The 17089-nt window shown below is 63.9% G+C and carries 20 protein-coding genes; 11 read left to right on the plus strand and 9 right to left on the minus strand.

Features of this window, described 5'->3' with window-relative positions; translation table 11 throughout:
- Positions 1 to 85 precede the first annotated feature (85 nt).
- Both U0004_RS16840 and U0004_RS16845 read left to right on the plus strand, forming a co-directional pair.
- Positions 86 to 1168, plus strand: a complete 1083-nt coding sequence (locus U0004_RS16840; protein ID WP_070260685.1) for a YeiH family protein — start codon at positions 86 to 88, stop codon at positions 1166 to 1168.
- Between the two features lie 106 nt (positions 1169 to 1274).
- Positions 1275 to 1916, plus strand: a complete 642-nt coding sequence (locus tag U0004_RS16845) for a LysE family translocator (protein ID WP_070260683.1) — start codon at positions 1275 to 1277, stop codon at positions 1914 to 1916.
- On the opposite strand, the gene U0004_RS16850 is transcribed toward U0004_RS16845, so the two are convergent.
- On the minus strand, positions 1917 to 2684 hold the full coding sequence (locus tag U0004_RS16850; protein WP_070260682.1) for an alpha/beta fold hydrolase: 768 nt from the start codon (positions 2682 to 2684) through the stop codon (positions 1917 to 1919).
- Positions 2685 to 2770: 86 nt separating this feature from the next.
- Here U0004_RS16850 and U0004_RS16855 point away from each other — a divergent pair, with 86 nt between their 5' ends.
- Positions 2771 to 3529, plus strand: coding sequence for an AraC family transcriptional regulator (locus tag U0004_RS16855; protein WP_070260680.1), 759 nt, complete (start codon positions 2771 to 2773; stop codon positions 3527 to 3529).
- On the opposite strand, the gene U0004_RS16860 is transcribed toward U0004_RS16855, so the two are convergent.
- The 8 genes from U0004_RS16860 to U0004_RS16895 form a co-directional block, all read right to left on the minus strand.
- Complete coding sequence (locus tag U0004_RS16860) at positions 3526 to 4221, minus strand: CatA-like O-acetyltransferase (RefSeq protein ID WP_231958163.1); 696 nt, start codon at positions 4219 to 4221, stop codon at positions 3526 to 3528. The genes U0004_RS16855 and U0004_RS16860 overlap by 4 nt on opposite strands.
- A gap of 129 nt (positions 4222 to 4350) precedes the next feature.
- Positions 4351 to 5220, minus strand: a complete 870-nt coding sequence (locus U0004_RS16865) for a hypothetical protein (RefSeq protein WP_070260676.1) — start codon at positions 5218 to 5220, stop codon at positions 4351 to 4353.
- A 140-nt stretch (positions 5221 to 5360) separates the two neighbouring features.
- Complete coding sequence (locus U0004_RS16870; RefSeq protein ID WP_070260674.1) at positions 5361 to 5756, minus strand: DUF5071 domain-containing protein; 396 nt, start codon at positions 5754 to 5756, stop codon at positions 5361 to 5363.
- 29 nt (positions 5757 to 5785) lie between these two features.
- Positions 5786 to 7006, minus strand: coding sequence for an MFS transporter (locus U0004_RS16875; RefSeq protein WP_070260672.1), 1221 nt, complete (start codon positions 7004 to 7006; stop codon positions 5786 to 5788).
- 166 nt (positions 7007 to 7172) lie between these two features.
- Complete coding sequence (locus U0004_RS16880; protein WP_070260670.1) at positions 7173 to 7427, minus strand: pentapeptide MXKDX repeat protein; 255 nt, start codon at positions 7425 to 7427, stop codon at positions 7173 to 7175.
- An 81-nt stretch (positions 7428 to 7508) separates the two neighbouring features.
- A complete protein-coding gene (locus tag U0004_RS16885; protein ID WP_070260668.1) occupies positions 7509 to 8279 on the minus strand; it encodes a molybdopterin-dependent oxidoreductase in 771 nt (256 codons plus the stop codon).
- Positions 8280 to 8290: 11 nt separating this feature from the next.
- Entirely contained in the window at positions 8291 to 8887 is a 597-nt protein-coding gene (locus U0004_RS16890; protein WP_070260666.1) for a cytochrome b/b6 domain-containing protein, read from the minus strand.
- On the minus strand, positions 8887 to 9693 hold the full coding sequence (locus tag U0004_RS16895) for a DUF1223 domain-containing protein (RefSeq protein ID WP_070260664.1): 807 nt from the start codon (positions 9691 to 9693) through the stop codon (positions 8887 to 8889). Before U0004_RS16895 ends, U0004_RS16890 begins: the two co-directional genes overlap by 1 nt.
- A gap of 131 nt (positions 9694 to 9824) precedes the next feature.
- On the opposite strand from U0004_RS16895, the gene U0004_RS16900 reads away from it, so the two are divergent.
- The 8 genes from U0004_RS16900 to U0004_RS16935 all read left to right on the plus strand — a co-directional run bounded on the left by U0004_RS16900 (position 9825) and on the right by U0004_RS16935 (position 17042).
- A complete protein-coding gene (locus U0004_RS16900) occupies positions 9825 to 10421 on the plus strand; it encodes a sigma-70 family RNA polymerase sigma factor (RefSeq protein WP_070260662.1) in 597 nt (198 codons plus the stop codon).
- The gene (locus U0004_RS16905) at positions 10418 to 11065 is read left to right on the plus strand and encodes an NrsF family protein (protein WP_070260660.1); all 648 of its coding nucleotides are present in this window, start codon (positions 10418 to 10420) and stop codon (positions 11063 to 11065) included. The genes U0004_RS16900 and U0004_RS16905 overlap by 4 nt, the downstream gene beginning before the upstream one ends.
- A 118-nt stretch (positions 11066 to 11183) precedes the next feature.
- On the plus strand, positions 11184 to 12683 hold the full coding sequence (locus U0004_RS16910; protein WP_070260658.1) for a DUF4331 domain-containing protein: 1500 nt from the start codon (positions 11184 to 11186) through the stop codon (positions 12681 to 12683).
- A gap of 13 nt (positions 12684 to 12696) precedes the next feature.
- Positions 12697 to 12945, plus strand: a complete 249-nt coding sequence (locus tag U0004_RS16915; protein ID WP_070260656.1) for a hypothetical protein — start codon at positions 12697 to 12699, stop codon at positions 12943 to 12945.
- Between the two features lie 87 nt (positions 12946 to 13032).
- Positions 13033 to 14244 carry a tetratricopeptide repeat protein gene (locus U0004_RS16920; RefSeq protein WP_070260654.1) on the plus strand — a complete coding sequence of 404 codons (1212 nt, stop codon included), beginning with the start codon at positions 13033 to 13035 and terminating at the stop codon, positions 14242 to 14244.
- An 8-nt stretch (positions 14245 to 14252) separates the two neighbouring features.
- Positions 14253 to 15431, plus strand: a complete 1179-nt coding sequence (locus tag U0004_RS16925) for a HupE/UreJ family protein (RefSeq protein ID WP_070260695.1) — start codon at positions 14253 to 14255, stop codon at positions 15429 to 15431.
- A gap of 118 nt (positions 15432 to 15549) precedes the next feature.
- Complete coding sequence (locus U0004_RS16930; protein ID WP_070260652.1) at positions 15550 to 16059, plus strand: sigma-70 family RNA polymerase sigma factor; 510 nt, start codon at positions 15550 to 15552, stop codon at positions 16057 to 16059.
- Positions 16056 to 17042 carry a FecR domain-containing protein gene (locus tag U0004_RS16935; protein ID WP_115057508.1) on the plus strand — a complete coding sequence of 329 codons (987 nt, stop codon included), beginning with the start codon at positions 16056 to 16058 and terminating at the stop codon, positions 17040 to 17042. The genes U0004_RS16930 and U0004_RS16935 overlap by 4 nt, the downstream gene beginning before the upstream one ends.
- Positions 17043 to 17089: the final 47 nt, after the last annotated feature.

Genomic DNA, 17089 nt, shown 5'->3' on the forward strand with positions numbered 1-17089 from the left:
TAAATATACAAAAACAATCCGTTTTACCATTTAATCGACGAACTGTACAGTCATGTCATACGAACCAGGAACCACGGAGTACGGCATGTCATCCCTCTCAACAAGCAACACAACAAGTTTCAGCGACCGCTATGGCCGCCTTCTCCCCGGCCTGCTGCTCAGCGGCGTGATCGCCTGGGGCGCCATTCAACTGGGCAAGCTGGAATGGATGCAAAGCCACGGCATGAGCGCCCTGACCCTGGCCATCATGCTGGGCATTGTGCTCGGCAATAGCGTGTATGGCCGCCTGGCGCCCACCTGCGGCGCGGGCGTGACCTTTTCCAAACAGACATTATTACGGCTCGGCATCATCCTGTATGGCTTTCGTTTGACCTTCCAGGATATCGGTCAGGTGGGCCTGGCCGGCATCGCCATCGATGCACTGGTGCTGGCGTCCACGTTTGGCCTGGCCATGTTCCTTGGCACCAGAGTATTCAAGCTGGAACGCAACAGCGCCATCCTGATCGGCGCGGGCAGCTCGATCTGCGGCGCGGCGGCCGTGATGGCGACCGAGCCCGTCGTCAAGGGTCGCAGCGCAGATGTCACCGTGGCCGTCTCGACCGTCGTGGTCTTCGGTACCATCGCCATCTTTTTGTATCCCTTGCTGTACCAATTGAACCTGGGCTGGCATGTGCTGGGCACCACGCCCACCGCCTTTGGCGTGTACATCGGCTCGACCGTGCATGAAGTGGCGCAGGTGGTGGCGGCCGGCAAGTCGATCGGGCAGGAAGCGGCGAATGCGGCCGTGATTGCCAAGATGGTGCGCGTGATGATGCTGGCACCGTTCCTCGTCATCCTGTCCGCGGTGCTGGCGCGCGGCAAGGCCAAAGGTGGCAACAGCGGCCACGACAAGGCGGCCAAGCTGGCCATTCCCTGGTTCGCCTTCATCTTTATCGGCGTGGTGGCATTCAATTCGCTGGGCCTGCTGCCAGCGGGAACAGTCGCCACCATTACCGAGCTCGACACAGTCTTGCTGGCCATGGCCATGGCTGCCCTGGGCTTGACGACGCACATGTCGGCCATCCGCCGCGCCGGCATCAAGCCCCTGCTACTGGCCGGCCTGCTGTTCTGCTGGCTGATCGCCGGTGGTGCCGCCATCAACCATGTGGTCGCCAGCCTGTTTGCTTAAGGCGCAGCTTGATACAAGCCGGGGCCGCTGACGCGGGAGTCGAAAACTTCGTACAATATACGTGTTTTGACTCTCAATCCGGCTTCGGCCCCACCCAGGAACATCCATGCATCTCTCGAACTGGCTGCTTTTCTGCAGCGTCGCCCTGCTCGTCACGTTTTCTCCCGGCCCGGCCGTTTTGCTGGCCATCTCGAACGCCATCGCCGTCGGCCCGCGCCGCGCAATGATCAGCAGCATGGGCAATGGTTTTGGCTTGTTTATCATTTCCGGCGTAGCCATGGCCGGCATGGGCGTCGTGCTGGCCACCTCGGCCACGGCCTTCATGCTGCTGAAACTGGCTGGCGCCCTGTATCTGGTGTACTTGGGCATCAAGCAATGGCGCAGCAAGACCAGCATCGTGGCCGATGCGCCCGTGGTGGCCGGCACGGCGAATCCTAATTCGTTCTGGAAACTCTTCCGCCAGGGCTTGACGGTCGCGCTGACCAATCCGAAAGCGATCCTGTTCTTCTCGGCGCTGTTCCCGCAATTCATTACCCCGGGCGAACCGGTGGCCATCCAGTTCACCGTGCTGACGACCTCGTTTGTCGCCTGCGCCATGCTGGCCCACCTGTTCTACGCCAACCTGGCGCGCCTGCTGAAAACCCAGCTGGCCACACCGGGCCGCGCCAAGCTGTTCAACCGCATCACAGGCGGCGCCTTCGTCTTGCTGGGCCTGAGCCTGCTGCGCCTGCGCGCCAAGGCGGCGTAACTAGTTTTTTTCCTTCAAAAACGCCTCGATGCTGGCCGCCAGGGCCAGCGGTGTTTCATTCATCGGATAGTGTCCCGCATTGCCCAGCACCTCCAGCCGGGCTTGCGGGTACCACGACAGATACGTGCGGCGCATCAGGGCCGCATCGAAACGGGGGTCATGCTCCCCCACCAGCGCCAGCAATGGCAATTCCACGCGCGCCGCCTTGATTTCTTCACTGAAATCCGTCTCGCTCCACGCGAGGAAATACGCGGCAAACGCGGCTGGATCCGAACTTTCCCACGAATACTGTGCCTTCCAGTCCAGCCAGGTGGCTGGCAAGCGCCCGCCCGTGCTGCGGTCGATGATGGCGCGCCGCGCCGCCACGCTATCGGCGGCCGCGAGAAACGTCGCGCGGGCGGCCGCATCGAAGGCCACGCCGCAGCAGGGCACGGGCGCCAGGGCCACCAGTTTGCGCAGGCGCAAGGGGGCTAGCAAGGCCAGCCGTTCCAGCGCCATGCCCCCCATGGAGTGGCCTACCACGCTGAAGGTGGCAAAGCCGAGCGCATCGGCCAGCGCCAGCGCGTCGCGGGCGACCTCTTCCATCGAATACTCACCCTCTGCGCCACGCATGCCGCCATAGCCGCGATTGTCCATGAAGACATAGCTGAAAGCGCCGCCGTCGAGACCCGCTTCTATCGGGGAAAAAGCGTTGGCGTCGCCAAACCAGCCGTGCAGGACGATGACGGCGTGCGGGCCATGGCCCACGCGATGACAGGTATTGTGCATGTTCACTCCGGAAAAAGAGTGTGATGGTAAGCGGCCGGCAAGCGGCCCGCTTTCGATGCCAGGTCAAATACTGTAGAGTATGGGCCATGGATGATTTTTATACGGAAGTACCACGCCCATTGATCGCCACGGCACGCGACTATGCTTCTGGCGCAATGTTTCCCAGCCACAGCCATGCGCGTGGGCAATTTGCGTATGCGGCGCGCGGTGTCATCAGCGTGCACACGCCGCAAGGCAACTGGCTGGTGCCGCCGCAATGCGCTTGCTGGGTACCTGCCCAGCTATCCCACGGCATGCGCATGCATGGCGCCGTGACCATGCACAACGTGTTTATCGACGCACCCGCCATCGCAGGGATGGGCTTGCCGTCCCACTGCCAGGTACTGGACGCTTCGCCGCTGCTGCACCAGCTGCTGGCCGAGGCCGTGACGGTGGATGGCTTGTATGCGGAACAATCGCGGGCCGGACGACTGATGGCCTTGCTGCTCGATGAAATTGCCGCCGCCCGCCCCCTGCCCTTGAGCGCGCCCCTGCCGCAGCAGCCCCGGCTGGCGCACCTGTGCATGGAATTGCTGCGGCAACCGAGCCTGGACAGCAGCCTGGATGCGATGGCGGCGCAAGCCGGCATGAGCCGGCGCACCTTTACGCGCCAGTTCCGCGCCCAGACGGGGCTGGCCTTTGCCCAGTGGCGCCAGCAAGCGTGCCTGCTGGCGGCCATCACGCGGCTGGCGGACGGGCAAGCCGTCACCCGCGTGGCGCTCGACCTCGGCTACGCCAGCCCCAGCGCCTTCACGGCCGCCTTCCGCCGCGTGCTGGGCCAGGCACCCAGCGATTATTTAGCCTAGGAAATGATGGCGGCGATGCGATGCGCCAACGCCTGCGCCAGTATCTGCACATGGTAACCATCGACAAAACCATGGTGGGCTTGTGCGGAAAACGGCACCCGCATGCGGCCGTCCTCCTGCGCGGGGCCGAACTTGCCCCAGGTAAAGGTCGGTATGTCGGCATCGCGGTGGCGGTGGATCGGGTGTTCGATGGCCGCCAGTTCCAGCCACGGCAGGCAAGTGATGAAGATATTGTTGCGCTGCTCGCGCTCGCTTTCGCCCTCGCCCGTATTGATCAGCGCGGAACTGGCTTCGGCAATGCGCTTGGCTTCCAGGCTGCGCGAGATGAACAGGTCGAGCTGGTCCGTCATCGCGAAGCGCGTGTAATTGAGGTTTTCATCGCCGTTGATGACGGTGTACGAAGCGGGGAAATCGTCGATCCTGATCACTTCACCCTGATAGATGCGGTACATGAAGTTGTCGATGTCCCTGACCGTATTGAGCAGGCAAAACAGGAAAAAGTGAAACACGGGAATTTTCCGTTCCCTGCACCAGGGCCGAAAGTCCGGCACATCGAGCTGGAAGTTGATGTTGACGAGGGGATTGTCAAACGCCCGGAACAAGTCATAGCGGTCGCGCCGCTTTTCAAAATTTTTCATGCGGCGAGTGTAGACGATGGGAGTGCTGGCGGGCAAGTCATGCCATAGGCGCATAAAATGTTTTTTTAATATTCGTCATTCGACAGTAAATGTGTTTTCATTCTTTACCTGAATTCGGCCGCCGACCGGGATAAGCCGGTCGCAAGCCTCCCCGTATCGGGAGGCATATTTTCACCGGAATTACTACGCTTGATTAATCTCGTCGTCTATCATATTGGCAAACAGGTCGAAACTCAGGATACCCGTGCCGATGCATGAAAACACTGTCGTACCCGCCGCATCCTTGATCGTCAATCTCTCGGTCCAGTCATTCTGATTCATGCACTTGAGGCTGGCGCCAGGCCAGGTGACGCCGTCCACATGCAAGCCCTGCGCCGACAAGGCCAGTTCCTGTGTCTTGACATTCAGGAAATTACCGAACAAGCGCTTCTTGTATACCTCGCCGCTGCTGATATAGCGGAAAGTCACGCGCTCGCCGTCCGCCAGCTTCTGCTGCAAGACGGGCATGCGGTATTCCAGGTAACGGGAGCGAAATTCGTCCATGAACTCGTCAAAGCGCTTGAGTTCCCCGGTAGCCCATATCCAGGGCTGGTCGGCGCCCGTGCGGTAGGCAAGGTTATTGATCATGCCGGTCATGGCGGTGGAACCGCCGGCAAACAGATACAGGTCTTCGATATCGGCAAAGGCGGCGTAGCTGCGAATGCCGTTCAATTCATGCACCACACCGTCTTCATGCAATTCAAAACGGCTTTTCCGCCGCTTGAGCATTACCGCGCGCATGACCAGCACCAGCACGGCGAGCAGCAATAGAAAAGCCGCCGTGCCATACAAAATAGTCAAATTGCTGTGCGTACCCAGCTTGGCGCCGTTACGCAAGGTCATGGCCTGCGTATCGGTCAGTGTTTTCTGAGGTATGGTCGTGCTCAGGTACAAGACAAAACCTGCCACTGCCGCCAGGATCGCTGCAAATACCGCAAACAGCATAGGCACCGTCTTGCCATGAAAATACACGGCGAGTGCTTTATTAGTTTGCGGGATACTAAAATTGCCCATGTAATCTTCCTGTTAAATGATAGGGAGGGTTTTAAAACCCGGAGGTCGAAATTTATTCGGCCCGGATTGTCTCCTATCTATTACAGGAATGGCCACACGCACGCACACGCAATACTGATTTCTTACAATAATGACCCTGATTACTGGCCGACCACAGTTATTATCTGGCATTGCAGAATTTCCCGGGCCACCTCGGCCACGCCTTCTTCCAGTTCTCCCATTGTCGGTGCATGGGCGAAGCGTTGCAATTCCCCGTCCAATTCGAATGCCAGCTCCCGTGAATGGCGCACGATGCCCTGCAAAACAAAGTACTTCCATTGTTCGTCGTTGCTGGCCAGCACCGTTTTCACATAGGGGGCAAGACGTGGGCCGATGCCGGCCAGATACGGCAGGAGGATGCCGGCCACGGGCCAGTTCACATCTTGCACCCATTCCAGTATCTGCGGCATGGCCGGACGCAGCTCCTCCCAGCTCAGGGCGATGAGGGCTTGCGCATTCTCCGTATCGTGTTTATCGCGCGGCAATGGCAGGTGCATGCAAGGCGTTCCTGTATGGTTGATCCGTGTCATGCGGGGCCACCGTGCGCCAGGCCTCGCTGCACCTTCCACGCCAGCGGCAAGGTCAGCAGCAATACGGCTGCCAGCGCCAGCAAGGCCGTGTGCACGCTCGTATGGTCGCCCAGCGCGCCGAACAGTACGGGCGACAGCGCCCCGCCGCCGATGCTGCCCGTGTAAAACAGGGCGAACGCATGCTCTCGCTTGCCGGGCTCTGCCAGTTCCGGCACCACGCCGTACAGCACGGACGAGGTGCCATTGAGCGCCAGCCCCAGCAAAGGCAGCATGACCATGATGCCGGCCAGCGGCAGCCACAGGCCCGCCACGATCAGCAGCGAGGTCATCGATTCCGTCAGCCACACGGTTTTCATCATGCCGATGCGCGCGCCCAGGTAGCCGCACAGCAGCTTGCCGAAGGCGCCGCCCACGAACAGCAGCGATAAGGCCACGCCAATGCCGGCCGTGCCCGCGCCCTTGCTTTTCAGCAGGAATGGCAAAAAGGTCAGAAAACCCATGCGCACGGCGCTGTCCAGGGTGCCCGTGGCCAGCAAGGCGCGAAAACTTCCCTTCGAGCCGCTGCCGGCGATGCTCTTGCCCGCCTTCTTCGCACCAGCCTGCAGCTCGCCCGGTTTCGGCAGCAGCCACCACAGCAAGCCGGCCGCCGCCAGGCCCAGCAAACCCAGCAAGGAGACGCTGGCTTGCCAGCTGCACACCAATAACAGCAAGCCCACCAGCGCGGGAATCAGGGTCTTGCCGATATCGCCGGCAAAGTTATAGTGCGAAAGCGCTTCCTTCACGCCCCCGCCCGCCTCGTGCGTGTCGGTGACGATGGACGAGGCCAGCGGATGCTGCGTGCTGGCGCCCAGACCGCCCAGCAGCAAGGCGAACAGCAGCACGGCCAGTCCGCCTGCCTGCCCCGCGATCAGGTAGGCGACCCCGGCCAATGCCGTGCCGCCCACCAGCAGGCGTTCGCGCCCCCAGCGCCTGGCCAGGCGGCTGGCCAGCAACTGGAAACCGGCCATCATGCCCGAGTACGAACCGCGCAACAGGCCCACCATGGCATAGCTGATGGCAAACTGCGCCTGCCAGATGGGCAGCAGCACATAGATCACGTCCGTCAAGCCGTCATGCACGGCATGCGCGCTGCAAGCGGCGAACAGCGAGCGGCGGCGGATCGATTTGTCGGAGGGGGACGAGGTGGCGGACAGCGTAGTGGCGGACGGTTCGGTCATGACTGTGCATGCAAGAAATCAGGAGGCGACCAGCTTACACCAATTGGCTGCTTCGCATCTTGAAGCGCGGCAAGAATAATAGTATTGCAAGATTGATCTGGCGCAAACGCAGGGGAAGCGCAAGCCAGGCCCGGCGCCGTCACGTTGACGGCGTCGGATTGCTGTCTTATTTGGCCATCGCATCCTTGGCCATGCCATCCTTTTTCATCTCATCCTTCTTCATGCCGTCTTTTGCCATGGCATCTTTCGCCATGCCATCCTTGGCCATGTGGTCCTTCTTCATGTGCTTCTTCGCCATCGGCTTGTGCATGCCGTCCTTGGCCATGGCGTCTTTCTTCATGGCATCCTGGGCGAACGCGGCGCCCGACATGAGGATGGCGGAAGCGAGGATGGCGGTGAAGGTGGTGATCGTGGTTTTCATGATATGTCCTTGTCTCTAGGTTAGTTGGGCAAGTGCCCTGTGGTAAAACTGTTGCTTTGCTACGGCTGCTGCTAAAAATGTTCAAGAGCCGCCGAACCAGTTGTAGCCCTGATTCTCCCAATACCCTCCCGGATACGTATTCGTGACGAAAATGGCCTGGATGTGCTTGGGATTCTTGTAGCCCAGCTTGGTCGGCATGCGCAGTTTCATCGGGTAGCCGTACTTGGGCGGCAACTCCTGGCCGTCGTAGGTCAGGGCCATGATGGTTTGCGGATGCAAGGCCGTGGCCATGTCGATGCTGGTGAAATAATCGTCGGCGCACTTGAAGCCGATGTATTTCGCCGTCGTGTCGGCGCCGACCCGCTTCAGGAAATGGGCAAACGGCACGCCGCCCCACTTGCCGATGGCGCTCCAGCCTTCCACGCAGATGTGGCGCGTGATCTGCGTTTCCTGCGGCAAGGCGCGCAATTGCGGCAAGCTCCATGGCTTCCTGTCGGCGATCAAGCCGCTCAATTCCAGGCGCCAGGCGTCGCCATCGACTTCTTCCACCTCGTCCTCGCCGTAATACGCGTTGAAGGGAAACGGCCGCGTGATCATGGAGTCCGGGTAGGTCGGCGCCAGTTTGGTCGGGTCGAACAGCCAGCCCTGTACCCTGTCGTTGAAGCGCGACACGGCCGTCAGGGCTGTCTCGATGCCGGACGGGCCGCTGACGTTGCAACCAGTCAACAAGGACAGGCCGCCCAGGGTCAGGCTGCGCTGCAAAAACAAACGGCGCGACGGCTGCTTGATCTGGCGCAAGGCGTCGTCCAGCATGGCCTGGCCCTCTTCTTGCACGAGGATGGTTTTTTTCATGATCGTCTCCTTCAGCGGCCGCGCAGCATGGCGACCAGCGTGCGCGGCACCAGCGCCACCATCAGCAAGTGCACGCCGACAAAGCCCGTCAGCAGCGCCATGGCGATGAAGTGGACCCTGCGCGCACTCTCGTAGCCGCCGATGAGCTCGCGCAGCAGGGGAAATTGCACGGACTTCCACAGCACCAGGCCGGACAGCACCAGCACGATGCAGTCGAGCATGACGAACAGGTAGGCGGCGCGCTGCACCATGTTGTAATGACGGGGGTCCGCGTGGGCCAGCTTGCCTTTCAGGGCCGCCATGAAATCGGCCAGCAGCAAGCGCGGCGTCAGGGGAAAGAACTGGCGCCGCAGCCGTCCAGAGGCGATGTTAATCGCCAGATACAGCAAGCCATTGGCCACCAGCAACCACATGGCGGCGAAATGCCATTGCAGGGCGCCACCCAGCCAGCCGCCCAGGGTCAGCGCGCGCGGCAGCTCGAAGGGGAAAAATGGCGCCGCGTTATAGATGCGCCAGCCGCTGGTGGCCAGCACCACGACGGCCACGGCATTGAGCCAGTGCGTCAGGCGCAGCCAGGCGGGGTGGATCACGCTCGCTTGTCCGTTCATCACATCGCTCCCTTCGCGCAGGATGCCGTGCTGACGGCTTGCAGGATGGCGCTGCTGCCGGCCCGCTGCACGAAGGCGACCACTTGCAGCTGCTCGGGTCGCCAAGTGGCGGGCAGGTTGACTGCGCGGCGCAGCTGGGCGCGGCCTTGCGCCAGAGACACCGGCCCCAGCCACAGGCGTACGGCTGCATCGTGATGCAGGGTGGCGCCGCGGTTTTCGCCGCGCAGCACTTTCGAGACGATGGCGCTTTCACTGATGGCCACGTACAGCTGGCCGCCCGTCTGCGCGTCCGGCGCGCTGGCATTCGCTTCAAGCAATAATTTTCCACTGGGCCCCGGCGTGGCGGACAGGCTGATATTGACGGGCGCGGCAGTCGCGTTGATGCGGCGGATGGCGGCCGGCAGCTGCGTATCCCAGCCGCGCAATTCCGTGCCGCCCACGAAAAACTGCGGCGTGTAGGCCACGTGGCGCGGCTGGTGGCGCAGCAACTCGGCCTGGCGCGCATCGAATTGCGCCTGCGCCAGCGGGTCCGTCCAGCCGATCTGGTCCCAGTAGGTGACGTGCAGGGCCAGCGGCACGATCAGGCTGGCCGGGCCCGCTTCCTTGCGCAAGGCGCTCAGGCGCTGGTCGGCGGGCGGGCAGCTGGAGCAGCCTTCGCTGCTGTACAGTTCCACCAGCGCCGCCGTCTGCGGCCCGCTTTGCACGGCGCAGCGCTGGCCGGCGGCCAGCTGCGCCATGGCCGGGGATGCCGCGACCGTGCCCAGCACGGGAAAAAGCAGTGATGCAAGGCGGTGCTTGATGTCCATGGTCTTTCACCGGTATATTGAATTAAGAAGCGTGCTTGCCAGTCAATTCGCCGCCGCAGGCCGATTGGTTACAGCCGCCAGCAAAATAATCCGGGATTTATTTTCTTCAATGCCTGTCACCAAAGGCCTGCATGCAACGAATACCTGTAAGCGAACACCTGCATGGCACGGAATTGCGGCTGCATGGCTTGATGCTGCGCGGGCTCGATGGCGATGCGGCGGCCTATCGCAGTTTCTTGCAAGCCACCAGCGGCCATTTGCGCGCGTTCCTGCGGCGCCGCCTGCAGCGCTGGCCGGACGAGGTGGAAGACCTGGTGCAGGAGTGTCTGCTGGCCATCCACAACCAGCGTCTGACGTACGATACGGGCGTGCCGCTGACGTCGTGGATCCATGCGATCGCGCGCTACAAATTGATCGACTGGCTGCGCCGGCATGCGCGGCGCGAGGCGCAGCACTTGCCGTATGACGAAGAAGATGGCACGCAGGAACTGTTTTCCAGCGCCGACGCCGAAGCGGCCGAAGCGAGCCGCGACCTGGGCAAGCTGCTGGCCAGCTTGCCGGCACAGCAGCGCGACGCCATCGTGCATACCAAGCTCGACGGCTGGTCCGTGCGCGACACGGCGGCGGCCATGCAGATTTCGGAAGCCAGCGTCAAAGTGGCCGTGCATCGCGGCTTGAAGGCACTGGCGGCCAATTTAAGAACAGGCAATGAAGGGATTGCATCATGAAAACCGATGACTTGATCGCCATGCTGGCCAGCGGCCCCGACGTGGCTGCCGCGCCGCCACCGGGGGCCCGCTGGCGTGCCGCAGGCACTTTGGGCGCCGGCGTGCTGGCCAGCGTGGCGCTGATGGCCATGCTGCTGGGCGTGCGGCCCAACCTGGAACAACTGGCCCAGCTGCCCGATTTCTGGATCAAGGTGGGCTTTGTCGTCTGCCTCTGCCTGGCGGCCTGGCACGTCAGCCGCCGCCTGTGCGTGCCGGGCGCCGCCACCCGCGCCCTGCCCTTGCTCATCGCCATGCCCCTGCTGCTGATGTGGGCGCTGGGTGCCATCATCCTGCAGGAAGCCCCGCCCGAGCAACGCGCCGAGCTGTTCTGGGGCGCCACCTGGCGCAGCTGTCCCTTGCTGATCGCGCTGCTCTCGCTGCCCATCCTGGCCGCCGTGCTGCGCCTGATGCGCCAGCTGGCGCCCACGCGCCTGCGCTTGGCGGGCGCCGCTGCCGGCTTTGCCGCCGGCGGCATGGCCGCGCTCGTGTATTGCCTGCACTGCCCGGAGCTGGCGGCCAGCTTCGTCGGCTTCTGGTATGTGCTGGGCATGCTGGTGCCGACCGCCATCGGCGCGGCCATAGGGCCGAAAGTGCTGGCCTGGTAAGCCAATGACATCCTTTTCCCAGGAGTGAATCCGTTTTCTTCTTCCGTGCGTACAAGTGAGGCAGCCTGCAGTTTCTTGGACCTGTCTGTCAACGCTAACAAAAATCGGGAGAATCGAAATGTCTTTGTCACACTCGAAAACCGCACTGGGCGCCGCACTCCTGGGCAACCTGCTGGCCTTGGCGATCGCGCCAGCGGCCTATGCCTCCAGCCACCGCGAAGCGCCGTTCATCACGCAAAACCCGAAAGTCGACGCCACCGACTTCTATATGTTCCGCAGCTATGAAGCGGGCCGCGGGGCCTACACCACGCTGGTGGCCGACTATATCCCCCTGCAAGACGCGTACGGCGGCCCGAACTACTTCGCCATGGACCCCGCCGCCCTGTACGAAATCCATATCGACAACAATGGCGACGGCAAGGAAGACCTCACCTTCCAGTTCCGCTTTACCAACACCATCAAGGATGGCCAGTTCACCGTGGGCGGCAAGAAAGTCTCGATTCCGCTCGTCATCAACGGCGGCGCCATCGATTCCGTCAACCCGGCCGGCCTGAACGTGCGCGAAACCTACAGCGTGACGGTGGTGCGGGGCGACCGCCGCACGGGCACGAGGAGCGCAGTCACCAACGCCAGCGGCGGCGGCACGACCTTCGACAAGCCCGTCGACAATATCGGCAACAAGGCCATCCCCAACTACGCCGCGTATGCCGCGCAGCATGTGTACGCCGTCAACATTCCCGGCTGCGCCACGCCGGCGCGCCTGTTCGTCGGCCAGCGCAAGGACCCTTTCGTCGTGAATTTGGGCGAAACGTTCGACTTGATCAACATCAAGGCGCCCGCCACGGAGTTTGCCGCGAATGCGGAGTCGGCCGCCAAGGATGACCTGGCGCGCAAGAACGTCACGGCCATCGAGATGGAAGTACCGACCACCTGCCTGACGGCCGGCAGCGATCCTGTCATCGGCGGCTGGACCACGGCCAGCCTGCGCCAGGGCCGCCTGCTGAACCCGGCGCCGGGCACGGCCACCACGGCGTCGAAGGAAGGCGGCGCGTGGGTGCAAGTGTCGCGCCTGGGCATGCCTCTGGTAAATGAACTGGTCATCGGCCTGAAGGACAAGGACCGCTTCAACGCCAGCAAGCCATCGGGCGACGCGCAGTTTGCCGATTATGTGACCAACCCCACGGCGCCGGCCCTGGTGGAAGTGCTGTTCGGCTCGGCAGGCGCCAAGGCACCCACCAACTTCCCCCGCAACGACCTGGTGGCCACCTTTTTGACGGGCATCAAGGGCGTGAACCAGCCCGTCACCGTGACGGCGTCCGAAATGCTGCGCCTGAACACCTCGATCGCGGCCACCAATGTCGGCGCACAAAACCGCCTCGGCGTCATCGGCGGCGATAACGCGGGCTTTCCGAACGGCCGCCGCCCCGGCGACGACGTGGTCGACGTGGTGCTGCGCGTGGCCATGGGCAAGCTGTGCACCCTGAACATCGGCTGCGCCCCGGCCGACGCACCGGCTGGCGGCCTGCACTTCACGGATGGCGCCTTCCTCGACGAAACCGCGTTCACGGCAGGTTTCCCCTACCTGAAAAATCCCGTGGCCGGTTCGCCGCAGCTGTAACGAGGAGAATGCGATGAAAAAGCTCCATGCAATCAGCGCCCTGGCGCTTACGGCCATGCTGGCCGGCTGCGGTGGCGGCAGTAGCAGCCACGGCGGCGACAACGGTGACGGCGGCGTCACCCCTCCACCCGTGGTCTTGCTCGACGCCTTCTATGTGGCCGTCAGCAACGTCATTCTGACCACCAGCGATGACAAGGACGGCGTCGCCATCGACGCCATCATGGCGACCTCTCCGGAAAATACGGAGCCGGTACCGCTGTAACGCGCAGTAAGCAAGCGCGGGCGCCGGAGACCACGTTCTCCGGCGCCCCGCCCTTGCTGCCCCGCTCCACCGTCGATGGCGTCCACGATGAAAACACCGATTGCCCTGCTGTGCGCCTGTCTGCCCGTGCTGGCATGGGCCGCGCCTTACACGCCGAAAGACGGCAGCGCCGTCATCGAGCAGCTGCCGCGCCGCGCCGATGCCGCGCAGCTGGCCTTGCGCGGCCTGCGCCAGCAACTGAACGACACGCCGCGAGACCTCCCCCTGGCCACCAGCCTGGCCCAACGCTACATTGCCCTGGCGCGCAGCGAAACGGACCCGCGCTACCTGGGCTATGCGCAAGCGGCGCTGGCGCCCTGGTGGCGGCAGGCGGCGCCGCCCGTCCCCGTGCGCCTGCTGCGCGCCACCATTTTGCAAAGCACCCACCATTTTGCTCCCGCCCTGCAAGACCTCGACGCCGTCGTCGCGCAGCAGCCGCAAAACGCCCAGGCCTGGCTGACGCGCGCCACCGTCCTCACCGTGCAGGGCGACTACACCCAGGCGACAGCCAGCTGCGCCCGGCTGTCGGCCTTGACAACGCAACTGGTCACCGTCACCTGCCTTGCCAATATCGCCAGCGTCACGGGCCGGGCCGCCAGCAGCGAGCGCCTGCTGGAACTGACCTTGCAACGTAGCGCCGGCGCGGCACCCGAGCTCGATAGCTGGGCCTTGACCCTGCTGGCGGAAATGGCCACGCGGCGCGGAGAGTCCACGCTGGCCGAAGCGCGCTACACCAGCGCGCTGGCGCAGCAGCCGCGCGACAGCTATCTGCTGGGCGCCTACGCGGATTTCCTGCTCGACCGCCAGCGCCCGCAGGAAGTCGCCCGGTTATTGAAAGAGCAGCAGCGCATCGACGCCCTGCTGTTACGTTACGCACTGGCCCTGCAGGCGCTGCCCGGCCAGCAGACGGCCTTCCAGGCGGCCAAGGCGGAACTCGCAGCCCGCTTCAACGCCGCCATGCAACGGGGCGACACCGTGCACCAGCGCGAACAGGCCCGCTTCGCCCTGTTTTTGCAACAGGACGTGCCGGCCGCCCTGCAACTGGCGCAGAAGAACTGGACCATCCAGAAGGAAGTGCCCGACATGCGCATCCTGCTGGAAGCGGCCCTGGCCGCGCGCAACTACGCGGCGGCGCAACCGGTGCTGGCCTGGGTGGCGGCCAATGGCGTGGAGGACGTGGCCCTGCAGCGGCTCGTCAGGCAGCTGGGGCCGCAGGATGCGCAGAAGCTTAGCGCCGCAAAGAAAGCAGGTGCGCTGTGAACGCCCGCATGCTCGCGTTGCTGCTCACCCTGTGCGCCTGGCTCGCCCCCGCGCAGGCGCACAAGCCCAGCGACAGTTATTTGAGCCTGGCCGTGCACGGCCAGCAGATCGAAGGGCAATGGGATATCGCCCTGCGCGACCTCGATTTCGCCATCGGCCTCGACGGCAATGGCGACGGCGCGCTGACCTGGGATGAAATCCGCGCGCGCCACGACGCCATCGCCGCCTACGCCTTGCAGCGCCTGCAGCTGGCCAGCGACCAGGGCGTCTGCCCCTTGAAAGCCGTCGAACAGCTGATCGACAGCCACACGGACGGCGCCTACAGCGTGCTGCGCTTTGCGGCCGCCTGCCCCGGCGCCAAAGCGCCAGCGGCATTAAGCATCGGCTACACGCTGTTTGCCGACCTCGATCCGCAGCACAAGGGCCTGTTCAAGATCAATGCCGGCGGCGCCACGCAAACGGCCATCTTCGACCCGGACAACCCGCGCCAGAGCATTTCCCTGACCACGCCCAATCGCCTGGCGCAGTTCGGCGCCTATGTGAAACACGGCATCTGGCATATCTGGATCGGCTACGACCATATTCTGTTTTTGCTGTCGCTGCTGCTGCCGGCCGTGCTGCTAAAAAGTCCAAATGACACGGACCGTTTAAACCCAATGGCGGAGAGCCGGGGTCGGACCCTGAGGGTCCGACCCCAGACTTTGCATCTGGGTTTGAACGCAGCGTTTATTGACGTTTTTAAAGTCGTCACGGCGTTTACGCTCGCCCATTCCATCACCCTGAGCCTGGCCAGCCTGTCGCTCGTCTCGCTGCCGTCGCGCTGGGTGGAATCGGCGATTGCCGCCTCGGTGATCCTGGCCGCGCTGAACAACCTGCTGCCGCTGTTCCGCGGCAAACGCCCCGTGGCCGCCTTCGCCTTTGGCCTGATCCACGGTTTCGGCTTTGCCAGCGTGCTGCGCGACCTGGGCTTGCCGCAGGGTTCCCTGCTGACCAGCCTGCTGGGTTTCAACGTGGGCGTGGAACTGGGCCAGCTGGCCATCGTCGCCGCCTTCCTGCCCATTGCCTGGCTGCTGCGCAAGACGTGGCTGTACCGGCAAGTGCTGACCGTCGGCTCGCTGGCCATCGCGCTGGTCGCTTGCGTGTGGCTGGTGGAGCGGGTAGCCGACATCAAGCTGATTTCAGCCTGATGGCGTTGCTGCTCCGCCACTAGCCAACCACAACGGTGCGCAACCGGGCTACAATACGAACAATTCTCAATCGCATCAAGGCCACTCTGTCCCGCGGACCATGGCATGGAAAGGTTGCATGCTACGCCCCGAACTGGAACTGCACCGGCAAATCGAAGTGCTCTATAGCGACCACCACGGCTGGCTGCAGGGCTGGCTGCGCCGCAAGCTGGGCAACGCCTTCGATGCGGCCGACCTGGCGCACGACACGTATCTGCGCATCATCTCGCGCGGCCGCGCACCCGAGCCGGACGAATCGCGCCAGCACCTGGCGCAGATCGCCAACGGCCTGGTGGTGGACCTGTTCCGCCGCCGGCATATCGAGTCAGCCTACGCGGACGCCATCGCCGCGCAGCCGGAAGCGCTGGTGCCCACGCCGGAAATGCGCGCGCTGATCGTCGAGGCATTGATGGAAATCGACGCCATCCTCGCCAGCCTGCCGCCTAAAGTGCGCGACGCCTTTTTGCTGTGCAAACTGGAAGGCATGGCCTACGCCGACATCGCCGCGCGCCTCGACGTTTCCGTCTCGTCGGTGGAAAAATACATCGCCCGCGCCTTGCTGGCCTGCTGCGCGGCGCAATTCGCATGAGCTCCCAGCCCGATAGCACCCCCATCGCCCCCGCCGTGCTGCAGCGCGCCGCCGAGTGGATGGCGCGGCTGTGGGCGGAAGACGCCAGCACGGCCGATGCCGACGCCTGCGCCGCCTGGCGCGCCGCCCACCCCGAGCACGAACGGGCCTGGGCCCGGCTGCAGCGCTTTGCCCGGCAATTCGAGGCCTTGCCGCGCGACGTGGCGCATGGCGCCCTCGCGCCTGCTCAGCGCCGTGCCACCGGCCGCCGGCGCGCCTTGCAGCTGCTGGGCCTGATCGCGGCGGGCGGCGGCACGGCCCTGCTGGCGCACGAGTCCAGCCTGTGGCAGCGCGCCGCCAGCGACTACCGCACTGCCGTGGGCGAGACGCGCGCCATCGTGCTGGCGGACGGCACGCAAGTGGTGCTCGACACGGCCAGCGCCATCGACGTGGCATACAGCGCCGGCGAACGGCGCATCGTGCTGCGCGCCGGCGCCATCCTCGTCACCAGCGCGCATGAAACGTCGCCTGTGTATCGTCCGCTGCTGGTGGCGACGCCGCAAGGCACAGCCACGGCGCTGGGCACGCGCTTTGGCGTGCGCCTCGATGACGGCGAAAGCCGTGTCGCCGTGTTCCAGGGCGCCGTGGCGCTGCAACCGGTGAAGGAAGGTGCGCCCTCCCGGCACCTGCAGACGGGCCAGCAGGCCGTCTACACGCGCCATGCCGTGCAAGACATCGGCAAGGTGGAAGACAGCGCCGCCGCCTGGACCGATGGCAGCCTGGTGGCCGAGCGCATGCGTCTGGATCAGCTGCTGGCCGAGCTGGGACGCTACCGCCACGGCGTGCTGCGGTGCGAAGATTCCATCGCCGGCTTGCGCGTGACAGGCGTGTACTCGCTGCGCGACACGGACCGCTCGCTGGCCAACCTGGCCCTGAGCCTGCCCGTGCAAGCACGCTACCGCACGCGCTACTGGGTCAGCGTGGGGCCGCGTCCCGCCTCCTGAAAAAATAAATGAAAAAAAGTTGAGGGTTTTGGCTTTTCGTTCGGAAT

It is taken from the genome of Janthinobacterium lividum (genome assembly GCF_034424625.1).
GTDB lineage: Bacteria > Pseudomonadota > Gammaproteobacteria > Burkholderiales > Burkholderiaceae_D > Janthinobacterium > Janthinobacterium lividum.